The sequence below is a fragment of the Bacillus tianshenii genome (assembly GCA_020524525.2).
In the GTDB taxonomy this organism is placed as follows: Bacteria; Bacillota; Bacilli; order Bacillales; family Bacillaceae_N; genus Bacillus_AV.
The window spans coordinates 3,380,634-3,396,114 of sequence record CP129018.1 but is presented as its reverse complement, the minus strand read 5'-3'; the positions used below and the strand labels follow the sequence as shown (position 1 = coordinate 3,396,114).

At 39.1% G+C, this 15,481-nt stretch carries 15 protein-coding genes; all 15 read right to left on the bottom strand.

All coding sequences use genetic code 11. From position 1 onward, the window contains the following. Window positions 1-159 precede the first annotated feature (159 nt). Window positions 160-603, bottom strand: a complete 444-nt coding sequence (locus tag LC040_17050; protein WLR50916.1) for a S1 domain-containing RNA-binding protein — start codon at window positions 601-603, stop codon at window positions 160-162. A gap of 262 nt (window positions 604-865) precedes the next feature. After that, the gene (locus LC040_17045) at window positions 866-1,237 is read right to left on the bottom strand and encodes a septum formation initiator family protein (protein ID WLR50915.1); all 372 of its coding nucleotides are present in this window, start codon (window positions 1,235-1,237) and stop codon (window positions 866-868) included. A 601-nt stretch (window positions 1,238-1,838) separates the two neighbouring features. Continuing rightward, complete coding sequence (gene yabP / locus LC040_17040) at window positions 1,839-2,141, bottom strand: sporulation protein YabP (GenBank protein WLR50914.1); 303 nt, start codon at window positions 2,139-2,141, stop codon at window positions 1,839-1,841. 91 nt (window positions 2,142-2,232) lie between these two features. After that, window positions 2,233-2,493 (bottom strand): RNA-binding S4 domain-containing protein, encoded by a 261-nt coding sequence (locus LC040_17035; protein ID WLR50913.1) that lies wholly within the window; start codon window positions 2,491-2,493, stop codon window positions 2,233-2,235. Window positions 2,494-2,522: 29 nt separating this feature from the next. After that, complete coding sequence (gene mazG, locus LC040_17030; GenBank protein WLR50912.1) at window positions 2,523-3,998, bottom strand: nucleoside triphosphate pyrophosphohydrolase; 1,476 nt, start codon at window positions 3,996-3,998, stop codon at window positions 2,523-2,525. 3 nt (window positions 3,999-4,001) lie between these two features. Continuing rightward, window positions 4,002-5,600 carry a polysaccharide biosynthesis protein gene (locus LC040_17025; protein WLR50911.1) on the bottom strand — a complete coding sequence of 533 codons (1,599 nt, stop codon included), beginning with the start codon at window positions 5,598-5,600 and terminating at the stop codon, window positions 4,002-4,004. Window positions 5,601-5,725: 125 nt separating this feature from the next. Then, complete coding sequence (spoVT, locus tag LC040_17020) at window positions 5,726-6,265, bottom strand: stage V sporulation protein T (protein ID WLR50910.1); 540 nt, start codon at window positions 6,263-6,265, stop codon at window positions 5,726-5,728. 175 nt (window positions 6,266-6,440) lie between these two features. Further along, complete coding sequence (mfd, locus tag LC040_17015; protein ID WLR50909.1) at window positions 6,441-9,971, bottom strand: transcription-repair coupling factor; 3,531 nt, start codon at window positions 9,969-9,971, stop codon at window positions 6,441-6,443. Between the two features lie 153 nt (window positions 9,972-10,124). Beyond that, on the bottom strand, window positions 10,125-10,355 hold the full coding sequence (locus tag LC040_17010; protein ID WLR50908.1) for an anti-sigma-F factor Fin family protein: 231 nt from the start codon (window positions 10,353-10,355) through the stop codon (window positions 10,125-10,127). 77 nt (window positions 10,356-10,432) lie between these two features. After that, entirely contained in the window at window positions 10,433-10,990 is a 558-nt protein-coding gene (gene pth, locus LC040_17005) for an aminoacyl-tRNA hydrolase (protein ID WLR50907.1), read from the bottom strand. A gap of 280 nt (window positions 10,991-11,270) precedes the next feature. Further along, window positions 11,271-11,918, bottom strand: a complete 648-nt coding sequence (locus LC040_17000) for a 50S ribosomal protein L25/general stress protein Ctc (protein WLR50906.1) — start codon at window positions 11,916-11,918, stop codon at window positions 11,271-11,273. 86 nt (window positions 11,919-12,004) lie between these two features. After that, entirely contained in the window at window positions 12,005-12,958 is a 954-nt protein-coding gene (locus tag LC040_16995) for a ribose-phosphate diphosphokinase (protein ID WLR50905.1), read from the bottom strand. 14 nt (window positions 12,959-12,972) lie between these two features. Continuing rightward, window positions 12,973-14,352 carry a bifunctional UDP-N-acetylglucosamine diphosphorylase/glucosamine-1-phosphate N-acetyltransferase GlmU gene (gene glmU / locus LC040_16990; protein WLR50904.1) on the bottom strand — a complete coding sequence of 460 codons (1,380 nt, stop codon included), beginning with the start codon at window positions 14,350-14,352 and terminating at the stop codon, window positions 12,973-12,975. A 229-nt stretch (window positions 14,353-14,581) separates the two neighbouring features. Further along, complete coding sequence (gene spoVG / locus LC040_16985) at window positions 14,582-14,872, bottom strand: septation regulator SpoVG (protein ID WLR50903.1); 291 nt, start codon at window positions 14,870-14,872, stop codon at window positions 14,582-14,584. A gap of 207 nt (window positions 14,873-15,079) precedes the next feature. After that, the gene (locus LC040_16980; GenBank protein ID WLR50902.1) at window positions 15,080-15,454 is read right to left on the bottom strand and encodes a RidA family protein; all 375 of its coding nucleotides are present in this window, start codon (window positions 15,452-15,454) and stop codon (window positions 15,080-15,082) included. Between the last annotated feature and the right edge of the window lie 27 nt (window positions 15,455-15,481).

The following is a 15,481-nucleotide window of genomic DNA, read 5'->3' as shown; positions in this document are numbered from 1 at the left end:
GATATTGTAATTAATCATTTACCTTTTGTCAAGCTTAAAAAAAGCTAGGAGAAAGCGCTCTAATAATACAAAAATGCTGAGGGCGTCCTCAGCATTTTTGCGTACTTCTATTTAAAGCGCTTCGTCTATTTCGAACCTGTTAAAATAAGCAACAAGTTACTATCCTTTTTTTGCACCGCGGCCTCCGCGTTTTGATTCTGTGTTACGACGCAGGGATGCTAAGCGGTCTTCGCTATCTTTTAAGAAGCGAGCCATCTTCGATTCGAAATCATCTCTGCGAGGTGGTCCTTTTGGTCCTCGTGGGCGTGATGGACGGCCACCGCTTGGTTTGTTCACTGGGCGTGACGGGCGCTCAGGACGTTCTGGACGATCCTTTGCTTTTTTAATAGATAGACCAATTTTTCCGTCTTTTTCCACATTGATAACTTTAACTGTCACTTCGTCGCCTACACTTAAGAAATCATTGATATCCTTAACATAGTTATCGTCCACTTCACTGATATGAACAAGCCCTGTTGAGCCTCCCGGCAGCTCGACGAACGCCCCAAATTTCGTAATCCCTGTAACCTTACCTTGTAACTTGCTGCCTACTTCGATTGACATAAAAGAAATGCTCCTCCTTGATTAATAAAAAAAGTGAATTTTACTTTATTATACCCAACTAAAATTTAAAGTGTCAATATAACAGAATTTAATCCTAGAAAGCCCACGGCTTTAATTTCAGATTATGCTTAAATTGTTTTTTGTTTTCTAACGTTCAGCAGACTGATGACACAACCCCGAACTTAAGAGCTGGTACGATAAGTTAATAAAGATTCCCTCGCCTCCGCTTGCAATTGCGTCTTTAAGCGCGGGAGGGACAATACTACTCATCTGAGAATTGAAAAATTACTTCTCCTTCTTCTGAAAAGAAATAATCCCTGCGTGCTATCTTTTTAATATAGTCGATATCATTAAGTTTTGTGATTTCTTCCTTCAAGTTTCTTTCGTCCTTCTGTAAAACTGCAAGCTCTTCCTCTAACTCAGCCTTTTCTATTTCTTTCTTCTCAATTGCCTGTGATTGTGAAATCAACGTGACAATCATTCCGCCTGTAACGATGAGTGCTACGATAGCAAACATCACTAAACGTTGAAACAGTCGTTTTTTCTTAAGACGTGCAATATCCTGTTTTCGGTCTTGCTGTACCGTGTAGGATGAACGAATCTTGGTTATATTGCGTTTCCGTTCTGTCTGCACTGATGTTTTCCCTCCTAAGACCGTAGCTTTGCGATCCATTTATGTATCTTATTCTTGACAATTGTATATTTCCCTGCTATGACGAGAGAAAAGTTTTTGACTTTTTTCGGTGTGAAACGCCATAGAAGCCTGCCAAAAAGTCGAAATGGAAAGAATAATACTCGAAGTATAAAAGATAGTGTCCTCCAGATTAGCTGAAAAATAAAAAGCAACAGAATAATAATAGCTTGATACAAGATTATTATCGGCTTAAAAATCATAAGTTGTGTAATTTTCATAATAAAACGGAAAAAACCTACAAAAAATGAAATTAACTTTTCTAACAATGCTACATATATTCCCTTAAATAAGGCTTGGTATGCAGAATAACCACATAAAATCGCTAAAAATACGTAAAAGCGAATTTGTCCATTGTTTACATGCAGCAACACGTAAAATACCATCATTGCTTGTACAAACCAAAAAAATAAATCAAACAGAAAAACAAGCCACCCTGCATGCTTGTTTCGTCTAAAAAAACGGCGGTATGTATCAAGGTTTCCCCCTATCAAAGCACCCGCCGCAATCATCAAAAGCATTGTTTGAAATTGTACCGTTAACGTCATTTGAACAACTTGCTAAAGAACCCTTTAGCTTTCTCCGCCTGGTGTTCATCTAAGTAAATCATTTCGAAGATGCGTCCCTTAATGGAGACAATTCCTTTTTCAGAATCTAGGTTCTTCATTTGCAGGTTTTGACCACGTACAGTTAGAAAACCCATCACAGTTTCAATTAAAAACTCTTCCTCATCAAAGCTTTCTACCACTTTCACCCCGGTAATTTCTAGCGTACGTCTACCTTTCATCATCACATCATGCTGGGCTTGTTGTGAATGAGATGATGCTGAATCATAATAACGCTCCATGCTTTCCCCTCCTATACACATATACAGGAAATTTCTTCTCACTTACTAACCTATGTATATGTGCACAAGAGAAAATTAGAACAAGCTCTCTTTACTCTCCGACACGCTCTTCCTTCAATACTGTATACATCGATGCCGCATCTTCTTTTTTCGTGGAATCTTTAAGTTCGTTAACTTGTATTGTCACAATTTTTTGGCCGAAGCGAATTGTTAATTCATCGCCTTCTTTTACATTTGTACTCGCTTTTGCTTCATTACCATTAATCGAAATTCGCCCTTGTTCAGCTACTTCCTTCGCCATAGTACGGCGCTTAATAAGACGAGCTACCTTTAAAAATTTATCTAAACGCATGAAACTCACTCTCCTTAAAACATTCGTTTCTATTTATTTTCCTGTGTAGATCTGCGCTTCGCTTCTTCCCAAATTGCGTCTAATTGCTCAAGATTCAGCTCTTCCCAGCTGTGCCCCTTTTCTGCTACAACTTGCTCAATGTATTGAAATCTACTTTGAAACTTTCGATTTGTTGCGCGCAAAGCTTCCTCTGGATCAAGCTTATAGTGACGGGCTAAATTAACAAGTGCAAAAATGATATCACCAAACTCGGCTTGAGCTTCCGCTACATGGTTTAAAGTGAGGGCTTCTTTAAGTTCGTCTATTTCTTCTGTTACTTTCGCCCACATCGGTTCAGCTTCCTGCCAATCAAAGCCAACCTTTGAAGCTTTCTTTTGAAGCTCATATGCTCGATATAGACTAGGTAAGTGTGACGGTATTCCAGAAAGAATGGAGCCTGTATCTGTTTCTCCTTTTTCATCCTTCTTAATTGCTTCCCAGTTTTGAACCACTTGTTCAGCATCCTCTACATTTGCCTCGGCAAAGACATGCGGGTGACGTCGAATCATTTTTTCAGTAAGCGTATAGATCACATCATCAATTGAGAAGTAACCTTCATCCTCACCTATTTGAGCATGCAGCATGACCTGCAACAGCACATCTCCAAGCTCTTCTGCTAAATGCTCATCATCTTGCTCATCAATTGCATCAAGCACTTCATACGTTTCTTCGACTAAATATTTTTTCAATGATTCATGTGTTTGTTTTCGATCCCAAGGACAACCGTCTGGACCTCGCAAAATAGCAATAACCTCTCGCAATGTACCAAACTCATGGTACAAGTGCTGTTCCTGTTGAACAGGCGGTACATAGACACTTGTTAAGTTGTTCAGTGACATCTCTCGGTCCATTTCAAATAACGGTAATCGCTTTATAACTTCTTGGTCAGTCCCGGCAGCCACAACAATGATGACTTCATAATCATCTGGTAGCTTGTCCATTAATGTTAGCTTCACTTCCGACGCAATTAAGGCATCATAGACTTGCGAAATAATGATGTGTTGCCGTAATTGCAGGTTTTCTTTCTGAAGGTCCATAGCATTAACCATTTGAAATCCTTCGATTGGGTCAATTTCAAGGGCAGTAAACATCGCATCTAAGAAGCTTTGTCCACCTGCAATTTCTACTTCAATCCCTTGTGTTCGAGCACGTTCAAAAAGCAGCTGTACAGTTCTTTCAGCGACAAGAGGATGGCCAGGTACAGCATAAACTACACGTTCCTTCATAGCGGCTTGGATAAGGGCTTCGGTAATTTCTTCATATACATCTTCAAATTGCTCATGCTTTTCATATATTTTATCGAACGCCTGGAATGATAACCCTTCCGCTTCTAATTCATTGACAGCTGGATGGTCTACGGTTCGGACAAAAACGTTTGTTGCCTCTTTGACCTTTCGATAGAGACCGAGTGAAAGCTGCTCTAGACCTCCATAGCCGAGTCCGATAACTGTAATGCATTTACTCATCTCTTAAACCCCCTTCTTCCTTAAGAAACCTTGAAGCTTACTACCAAGCGGCAGAAGCGCCAGCTCATTCTCACTAAAATATCCTGAACGTAATAATGTTGTTAAGTAAATTATTGCCCCAATACTCACACCGCTCAGCGCAATAAATCCCCAATAAAGACGGTTTTTTTCTTCTACCAAAGGAAACTGTCCAAGCAACCACTGGTAAATAAGCACAGCTGCAGCCATCATGAAAAGTGGAATAATTAATTTATGAAATAAAAATAAGTCCTTTAGTTGTGTTTTACTCTTATGCGATACTTTCCTCACCATGAAAAAAGCGACCGCCGTAAATGCAATCAGAGTTGAAAGAGCTGTGCCGATAATTTCAAATGGAACAGACAAAAGAACCGTCAATAATAATTTCAGAACACATCCAAATGCTATATACAAAACAGGCGAAACAAAATCACCATAACCTTGTAAAACAGCCGAGCTTGTTAAAACAACCGAGTATGAAAAGATTGATAACCCGGCAATTGCTAAAGCTGTCGATCCACTGTCATTTTCATAAAGCATCCGATTTGCCGGTCCAATAATTGCAACTAAACCAACTGCTGCTGCCAGACCAACAGATGAACAAATCCGATAAGCCAGATAGATATAACGTTTCGTCGCATCAATATCACGCTTTTTCACGGAGTTTGTAATTAAAGGAACCAATGTTAATGAAATTGAAACAGCTAAGGTTGTTCCTAATTGGATGAAAGGTAAGCTTCGGTCATACACGCCTTTCAAAACCTTTGCTTGTTCCAATTCAATACCGCTTCGTATCAAAGTATTGAGAACGGTAAATGAATCGATTAGCTGAAGAAACACAATAAATAAACTGCTGACACAAATCAAGAAACCCTGCTTAAATAGCCGGAATAATACAGGCCTCACTAACCTACGGAAATATCTTTGGTTAAGCTGAAAAAGATGAAAATATTTTCGAAAGTAAAAAATCAATACAGTAACAGATGTGACCGCTCCAATAACTGAACCAAACGCGGCCGCTGCTCCTGCTTCATAAACGTTTGCACCATTTGAAACAAGAATTAAAGTTAAGCCCAAAATAACCCCTACCCGAACAGATTGTTCAGCAATTTGAGACGTAGCCGTTGGGGTCATCCATTGATTTGCTTGAAAGAAACCTCGAAATGAGGATAAGAACGGCATTAACAAAAAAGTAAATGACGCTGTTTTAATTGGTAATGCTAAATGCACATCACCCATTAATTCAGCAATCAATTCTGCACAAAAAAAGAGAATAAAAAAGACACTTCCGCCAAAAAGACTTAATCCTAATATCGATATACTTAAAATACTGTTTTGCTTACTTTCATTTTGTTCACCAGCAAGCATTCGTGACAAAACCACTGGAAAGCCATATGTTGATAATACAAATACAGCGCTTGCAATTGGATACACTTGCTGATAGATATAAAAACCAAGATCACCTGTTATATTTTGGTATGGAATGCGGTACACGGCGCTTAAGATTTTCACAATAATTGCAGCAAAGGTTAAAATCCATGCACCCTTCCAAATATTTTTTTCATTCATAACGCCATGCTTCAAGTTGCTCTTCCTTCCGCATGTTAATTACTCGTATTTGCCATTATATCACATGATAATTCCGTCAATATTGTATTATGTATTTCCTGCATTAGAAAAGACGGCTAATTTAGCCGCCTTCCCACTTCTTAATGTTCCATTTGTCGGGCAAGGAAGCTTGAAGCTGTCTCAGCTGCTTTTTGCTCCACTTCACCAACCGTTTTTCCTTCTTTAGAGAAAATGATAACTGAACCAATTGGGTCTCCATTTGCGACAATCGGACTGACAACATAGGAAGAAATCGTATCTTCAACCCCGTCAACAAGCTCAATCGATTTTTCTGAAGTTTCCATAGCTGTTGAACGTTCATTCATGATTTGTTCGATCTTATCTCCAACACTACGGTTAACAAATTCTTTCTTTGAACCGCCTGCTACTGCAATATAGACATCTCGGTCACTAATTAGAATCGTAGCCCCAAGACTGTCATATAATGCCTCAGCATATTCTCTTGCAAAATCACTTAATTCATTAATCGGAGAATATTTCTTCAGAATTACTTCTCCATCGCGATCAACAAATATTTCTAAAGGATCGCCTTCACGAATGCGCAGTGTTCTGCGAATTTCCTTCGGGATTACAACCCTTCCTAAATCATCAATACGACGAACGATACCTGTTGCTTTCATTCTTATGATGCCTCACTTTCATCTGATGATTGTAAAAATTGGTGATTGGGAGGGACCTGTCCTTGAGATGAAGAAATCACCATTTTCTTGCCTTTAGTATCCTACATCACATAAGTTCTATACACGCTCAATGTGCATATTTTGCATAAAAACGAAACTAAATTTTACCATTTATTCAAGCAGTTTCTTCTTCACGATCCATTTTGGGTAACTTCTCTAACAATTCTTCCGTTAATTTTAACCTCTCTTCCATCGTTCCGTATTTATTATCAACAACAATCTTCAAGCGCTCGTCTTCCGTTCCAATACGGAAAGCACGACGATACTGGCTTGTATAATCAAATAACTTTGAACCATCGACTACCTTACTTTTTGCTTCAGCTACGTAGATTACAATATCTTTGTTCTTAATTGTGATCGACTCAACACTTGCATGCTTAGCGAGAACTCGAAGATAGGATACACGGAACAAATCTTCCACTTCTTTCGGGTATTTACCAAAACGGTCCTTCATTTCCTTTTTTAAATCTTTCATCTCTTCATAAGTTTCGAGAGAGCGGAAGCGTTTATACATGTCGATCTTCTGTTTACTATCAGGAATATATTCTTCTGGGATATATGCGTCTAATGGCAAGTTTAGTTCAACGTCTGTTTTCTTCTCTTCTGGCTTCATTCCTTTTCGTTCTTCAATCGCATCCTGAAGCATTTGAGAGTACATATCGAAACCAACTGAATCAATAAAGCCATGCTGCTCAGCACCTAACAAATTCCCTGCACCTCGAATCGATAAGTCCCGCATCGCAATTTTGAATCCTGAGCCCAGCTCAGTAAATTCCTTAATTGCTTGTAAACGCTTCTCCGCTTCTTCTTTTAAGATTTTATCTTTTTGATAAGTGAAATACGCGTAGGCCACACGATTTGAACGACCCACTCGGCCTCGAAGCTGATACAGCTGAGAAAGGCCCATTCGATCAGCGTTATCGACAATTAACGTATTTACATTCGGAATATCAACACCAGTCTCAATAATGGTCGTACTTACAAGAACATCATATTCTCCTTCTAGGAAATCAAAGATTATGGATTCAAGTTCACTCTCGTTCATGCGACCATGAGCAAAGGCTACCCGGGCATCTGGCACAAGCATTCGAATTTCTTCTGCTTTTCGTTCAATATCTTCGACCCGATTATATAAGAAATACACTTGTCCATCCCGTGCTAATTCACGTTCAATTGCTTCACGGACGAGCGCTCCATTGTATTCCACAACATATGTTTGGATCGGAAACCGATTTTCAGGAGGTGTTTCTAATACTGAAAGGTCACGGACACCGAGCATCGACATATGAAGTGTTCTTGGAATTGGTGTAGCTGTTAATGTTAAGACATCTACATTCGCTTTCATTTGCTTAATTTTTTCCTTATGTGTCACGCCAAAGCGCTGTTCTTCATCGATTACCAGTAAACCGAGCTCCCGAAACTCTAAGTCCTTTGAAAGTAAACGATGTGTACCAACTACAATATCTACAGTACCAGCTTTAATGCCATTCAATGTGTCTTTCTGCTGCTTACGTGTTCGAAAGCGACTAAGCAATCCGACTTCAACACCGAAGTTGTTGAATCTCTCCACCATCGTTTCATAATGCTGTTGTGCCAGAATAGTTGTCGGTACCAAAATCGCAACCTGCTTTTGGTTCACAATGGCCTTGAAAGCAGCTCGCAATGCAACCTCTGTCTTTCCGTAACCAACATCACCACATAAGAGGCGATCCATCGGTCGGTCTCGCTCCATATCTTGCTTAATTTCCTCGACAGCCCGAAGCTGGTCCTCTGTCTCTTGATATGGGAAAGCAGTTTCAAACTCCCTTTGCATTCCCTCATCTACATCAAAAGCAAAACCTTTCGTCGCTTCTCGCTCTGCGTATAGCTTGATAAGATCATCGGCAATGTTTTGCACAGAAGATTGTACACGGCTCTTTACCTTCTTCCACTCATTGCCGCCTAACTTATAGACTTTCGGTTCTTTCCCTTCTGAGCCGACATATTTCTGCACTTGATCAATTTGTTCTACAGGTACATAAAGCTTATCATTTCCGGAATAACGAATATTTAAATAGTCTTTATGTATACCGTTAATTTCTAATGTCTCAATGCCGAGATATTTCCCGATCCCGTGATTGATATGAACAACGTAATCGCCGACCTTTAGCTCAGAATAACTTTTAATCCGTTCAGCATTTGACATCTTCTGTTTCCGTCTGCGACGCTTTACTTTTTGTTTGAACAGTTCCTCTTCAGTCACTACGACAAGCTGCTGTGTCGGCAGCTCAAAGCCCCCATTTAATCCGCCTGTCATGATCTGTGTTTTACTCGCCATCAGAACAGCATCATCTTTTAAAATAACCGCTTCCATTTTGTAATCTTGAAGAACACTTTGAACTTTATCTGCACGTTGTTTGTTGGTTGATAATATAACAACTGAAAAATTTGCTTCTTTCCAACGTTCAATTTCATTCTTGAGAAGCTCCATTTGCCCATGGAAATCTTGCATCGATTTACATGTAATATTAACGATATTTTGCGGGTTTGTGTTCGGTACATGACGCAGGAAAAGCGATAAATAGATAAAAGAATGTGATGTTGTTTGCATTAAATCTTCATAGGGATGAGATAATTGGATATCGGTAATAATTTGACCCTTTTCGAGCAGAGCAGTATGCCATTCTGCTTCTTCTTTCTCTAAACGGTCTGACATTTCTGCAACACGGCTTAATTCATCAAAAAACAACACACCTTCATCCGGAAGATAGTCTATTAAGCTTGCAGGCATGTCATAAAACAAAGACATATACTTATAGATTTCTTCAAAGTGATGCTGTTCCTTCAATTGCTCAATCTCTTGGGAGATGTTATCCGTTAATGCCTCTTTTGCTTGTTTATTGCTCACTTTTTTAAGCGAAGTGGCAAGCCCTTCCTCAAGCTTCTCAATTGCTCGTACATAATTTTTCCCTTCAAGAAGTACTTCTGACGCTGGACCAATCGAAACAGAGTCCATCGTCTCTTTCGAACGTTGGTCTTCGACATTAAAAAAACGAATAGACTCAATTTCTGTATCAAACAACTCAATGCGTACCGGCATCTCTTCCGTAAGAGGAAAGATATCTAAAATACCGCCACGCAAACTAAAGTCCCCAGGAGCTGCAACCATATCAACACGCTCATAACCATACTTAATCAGCATGTTTAATGTACTCTCTAGGTCAATTTCTTTGTCTTTTGTAAATGAAATTTGCCCTTCTTTCCAAATATCCACCGGGGGCAAGAAACGCCTCAATCCAGCAATCGGCGCAATCACAACACCTTTCTTATGCTTGCTCCAATAGTTCAAAGCTTCAATTCGCTGTCCTTTCAGCTCTGGACTAGCAACTGCTATTTCTGAAGCAATCAAGTCATTTACTGGATATAAATACACTTCATCTTCATCCAACAACTCTAATAAATCATCATAAATCTTTTGGGCTTGATATAAGTTGTGCGTTACGATCAGTTGAGGACGCTTCGTCTCTTTATAAATTGATGCGAGGTATAATGCTCTTGCACTTCCTGATAGACCAGCAATTAATTGCTCTTTTAAACCATTAGCTAATCCATCCGTGACCGAGAGAACCTCACTACTTTTCTTAAAATGTTCTAATAACCCTTGCAACACCATTCCCTCCCCGTAAAAGCAATCTAACAAAACAGAAAAATGCTTTGGTTCACGTTACCAAAGCTTGACTCTTATAAATGTATAGAGACAGAAAGATTTCTATATAATTTTGTAATTATCGTTTTAAATTCAATTAATTGTTCGTGGGATTTATTGTATAAATGTACGCAATTGATGGAAATCTGGGTTACGATGTAAAGCTTCATGGCAATCTTCACAAATTGTTTTCACATCGATATCTCCATTAGCTTGATATGTGAGCATGTCTAAACGCTCTTGATCCGTTAAATGATGAAACCCAAGACGTTCCGCTGAAGCTGTTAAATCAGAAATTTCGCCTACCTTATAGCCGCAATGTCTGCAGTAATAGCGAATTGCCATTGTAATCCTCCTTCTCCTTGTCCATACTGTTTACCCTTAGTATGCACAGTGAAAAGGGAATCTATTCTTGCAAGAACCTAATTGTATTGATTCATAACTTCTTGAAAGGGTGTAGTCACCCAAGCCTCACAAGCTTTTGCAGCATGCTCAATTGCCTCTTTCATTTCAATCGATTCTTCATTATTAAATCGACCTAATACGTAATCAACCACAGGTATTGGGCCTTGAGGTCTGCCGATTCCAATACGAACACGCTTAAATTCTTTCGACCCAAGATGTTGGAAGATAGATTTCAAGCCATTGTGTCCCCCAGTACCCCCTTTTAATCTAAGTCTCACTTTTCCAGTTGGTAAATCAAGATCATCATAAATGACGATTAGGTCTTCTATTGGGATATTGAAATAATCCATTAAAGGGGCAATAGACTCCCCTGATAAGTTCATATATGTAAGTGGCTTTAGTAATAGAACTTTCTCGCCGTTAATTATTCCATCTCCATAAATACCATTGAACTTTTCTTTCGTTAATGAAATATTCAATTGCTCCGCTAGATGGTCAATGACCATGAAACCAGCGTTATGACGTGTTTCTGCATACTTCTTACCCGGATTTCCTAATCCTACGATTAATTTCACGACACGTACTCCTCCTCAACAACTCAAACAAAACTACCTCTATCCAGAATAACATATGAAACACTTCACTTCTAAAACCAAAAATCCTGCATATTTATATTAAAAAGTTTACTTAATAACAAAGCACAAAACGTCTGCTTATTGGTAGACAAGCGCTATTGAAGACAGTTTGGTGGCTTTCAGAAGCGTTAGATTGTAATCTAGAGCACTCACTCAAAGCTAGATATATTTCATTTCTTATTCTGAAAAAAGACGTAACCGGAAAAACCGGCTACGCCTCCTACTCTTCGTCGTTTTGTTCCTCTGTATCCTGTGTTTCTTCTTGTTCTTCCGCTTCTTCACCAGATTGAACTTCTCCGCTATCCTCTTCTACTTCAGTTGTTGGAGGGACAACAGTTGCGATTGTAGTATGTTCATCATCGAGAATTTCATATTGTCGACCTTCCCTCAAGTCTTTGACCTGAATCGTATCGCCAATTTCTAGATTAGAAACATCGACCTCTATCGATTCTGGAATATCTGATGGAAGTGCTCGTACAGACAATTCGTGTGCAGGTTGGTCAAGTACTCCACCTTCTTGTGCACCTTTTGCCTCGCCGACAATATGTACATTTACCTCAACGTCCACTGTAGAAGACATGTCCACAATGAAGAAGTCAGCATGAACCACTTCGTCTTTAATCGGATCAATTTGAATATCATGTAACATGACGCGTTCTTTTGTGTCGCCGTCAATTGCTAAATCGATAATCCCATTGCGTCCAACTTCACGAATTGTTTTCACAAATTCGACAGCGGTTACTGAAATACTCTTTGTAGGTTTATTTTTCCCATAAACAACTGCTGGGAAGCCTCCATTTTGGCGAATTTCTCTTGTAGTTGAATGTTTTAAATCTTCACGTACGTTAGCTTTTAATGCATTAGACAAGAATATCACCTTCCTAATTGGAATAATGCGTTCTTATCTATTTATTCCCCTAAACATGTGAAAATCAAACATGAAAAATTTCTAACTTAGTCAAATAACGTACTTACTGATTGTTCTTCGTGTACACGGATAATTGCTTCTGCAAACAATGACGCGATAGACAGTTGTGTTAGCTTGCCAATTTGCTTTTCAGCTGGCATTGCAATTGAATTTGTTACAACAAGCTCTTTAATCTTAGAATTTTCAATACGATCTAGCGCAGGACCAGAAAGAACTGGATGTGAACAGCATGCGTATACTTCACTTGCACCATTTTCTACAAGTGCATTTGCAGCTAATGTAATCGTTCCAGCAGTATCGATAATGTCATCAATTAAAATCGCTGTTTTCCCTTCAATGTTACCAACAATATTCATTACCTCTGCCACGTTCGGGCGTGGGCGACGCTTGTCGATAATCGCAATTGGAGCTTTAAGGCGATCTGCCATTTTTCTTGCACGTGTTACGCCACCGTGGTCAGGAGAAACGATAACAACGTCATCGAAATTCTTTTCTTCGAAGTAATCAGCCAAAATCGGTACACCTACAAGATGGTCGATTGGAATATCGAAGAAACCTTGAATTTGCGGTGCATGCAAGTCTAGCGTAATCACACGCGTAGCTCCTGCTGTTTCAATTAGGTTTGCCACAAGCTTTGCAGTGATTGGCTCACGAGCACGTGCTTTACGGTCTTGACGCGCATAACCATAGTAAGGAAGTACAACATTGATTGTTTTCGCCGAAGCACGTTTCAGTGCATCAACCATAATCAACAATTCCATAATATGCTGATTCACAGGATCACTTGTTGATTGGATGACGAACACATCACAACCACGAATGCTTTCTTCGATGTTAATTTGAATTTCACCGTCACTAAATCGGGAAACAGAGCATTTTCCCATTTCACATCCGATTGTTTCGGCAATCTCCTCGGCAAGTGCACGATTCGAGTTAAGAGTAAAGACCTTCAAGCTACCGTCATGGTATTCGTTTGACATCAGTAGAACCTCCGTTATTCATTATTCTTACGAGTTATACGAGCTGCATAACCTTCTTTATTTGTCTGACGGCTTCGAGCAATTGACAATGCTTCTCCTGGTACATCTTGTGTAATCGTTGAACCTGCAGCTACGTATGCACCCTTTCCAACTGTTACAGGGGCAATTAAGTTCGCATTACAACCTACAAAGGCACCATCTTCGATTTTCGTCAAATGCTTGTTCTCACCATCATAATTAACTGTAATTGAACCACAACCTAAGTTCACATCTTTCCCTACTTCAGCATCGCCGATGTAGCTAAGATGTGAAGCCTTACTGCCTTGCCCAAATACAGATTTCTTCACTTCAACAAAGTTACCAATTTTCACTTCATTACCTAAGCTTGATTGAGGACGTATATGTGCAAACGGGCCGATCTTTACTTCTGAACCAATGCTGCTCTCATAGGCAGCTGAATGGCGAATTTCAGTTTTATCACCAACATGGCAATTCTCAATTTCAGTATTTGGACCAATTATGCAATCTTCACCAATCACAGTGTCACCTTTTAGAACAGCTCCTGGATAGATAACTGTATCTCGACCAATTTCGACATTTGACTCAATATAAGTTTGGTTCGTATTGATAATGGTGACGCCATTTCTCATATGCTTTTCCAAAATACGTTGTTGCATGTATCCTTCCGCTTTAGACAATGCAACACGGTCATTAACTCCAAGTGTTTCGGAGAAATCATCCGTTTGATAAGCTGCAATTGTTTCACCTTCAGCTTTCAGGATTTCGATTACGTCTGGTAAATAATACTCACCTTGAGAATTGTCATTATCTACTTTCTTCAGTGCTGCGAATAAAGCTTCATTGTCAAAACAATAAGTACCTGTATTAATTTCTTTGATTGCCAATTCATCATCAGAAGCATCTTTGTGCTCGACAATACGACTAACATCTCCGTTGCCGCTTCTTACAATTCTTCCGTAACCAGTCGGGTCATCAGCATGTGCAGTTAAAATGCTTGCTTTTGCTTTTGCTTGTTCATGATGTGTTAAAAGCGCTTCCATCGTTTCAGGTGTAATTAGTGGCGTATCACCGCAAATTACAAGTGTTGTACCTTTTTTGTCTGATAAAATTTCTTCTGCCTGCATAACGGCATGCGCTGTTCCAAGCTGCTCTTCCTGCAATACATAATTACTTTGCTCTCCAATTTGTGTTTTCACCAATTCTGCACCGTGACCAATTACTGTCACAATCTGCTCTGCTGAGAGACTGCTAATATGGTCGACAACGTGCTGTACCATCGGTTTCCCACAAACGGGATGTAGTACCTTATAAAGCTTCGACTTCATACGAGTTCCTTGTCCTGCTGCTAAAACAACTGCGTAGCGTTTTGTCATTACAAAGCCTCCATTGCACCCATTTTATCCATTTACGAATATATCCTAAAAACATATGTATTTCAACAATTGCTCAAAAATGTCCACCATTTTGTTAATGTTTTTACGTTTAAGTGTGACACATTTTGGGAAATGTACATTAAATTAAGCAAAAAATTACAAGAGGATTCAAAAAATAAAAAAGACCCAATCACATTAATTGGGTCCTGTTTTTAAACAAAATCATATTTTACGAAGCACCAGCTTCTTCAAGTTCGACTTCCATTTCACCCGCACGGTGGTACTCAGCTAAAACAGCATCTTGAATTTTGCCGCGTGTATACGAGTTAATTGGATGCGCAATATCACGGAATTCTCCATCAGGAGTACGCTTACTTGGCATCGCAACAAATAAACCGTTATTTCCATCAATTACACGAATATCATGGACAACAAACTCATTATCCAACGTTATAGAGGCAATTGCGCGCATACGACCATCGGTGTTTACACGGCGTAGTCTAACGTCTGTCACTTCCATTGTGTTTCACCACCTTTTCCCTATATAAAAACTTATTACCAAATATTCAACGACTTTTCTCAAAATCCTTCTTTATTAGAAAAAATTTTTGTAAAAAAATCCTATTATTTTAAATATTGAACATTAACTCTAGGTATATAGTTATAAACAATACCATTTATTACTAAAAAAAGAGAAGGAAAGACCCTTCTCTTTTCTCTTTCACTTCTATTTTACTAACGCAATAACTTCAATTTCAACGCCAACATCTTTTGGTAAGCGCGCAACTTCTACGCATGAACGGGCAGGTTGATGCTCGTTAAAATATTCACCATATACTTCGTTAATTAAGCCGAACTCATCCATGTTTTTAATAAAAACAGTTGTTTTAATGACGCTTTCTAAAGAACCGCCAGCCTCTGCAAGTACTGCTTTAAGATTTGCAAAAACTTGATGTGTTTGTTCTTGGATATCTCCTTGCACAAGTTCTCCAGCTGGAGTCAATGGAATTTGTCCTGAGCTGTAGAACATATTATTGACGATAATGCCTTGTGAATACGGTCCAATTGCTTCTGGTGCTTTCTTTGTATATACCTTTTTCATATGTAGCAACCTCCTCTAAATTAGAAT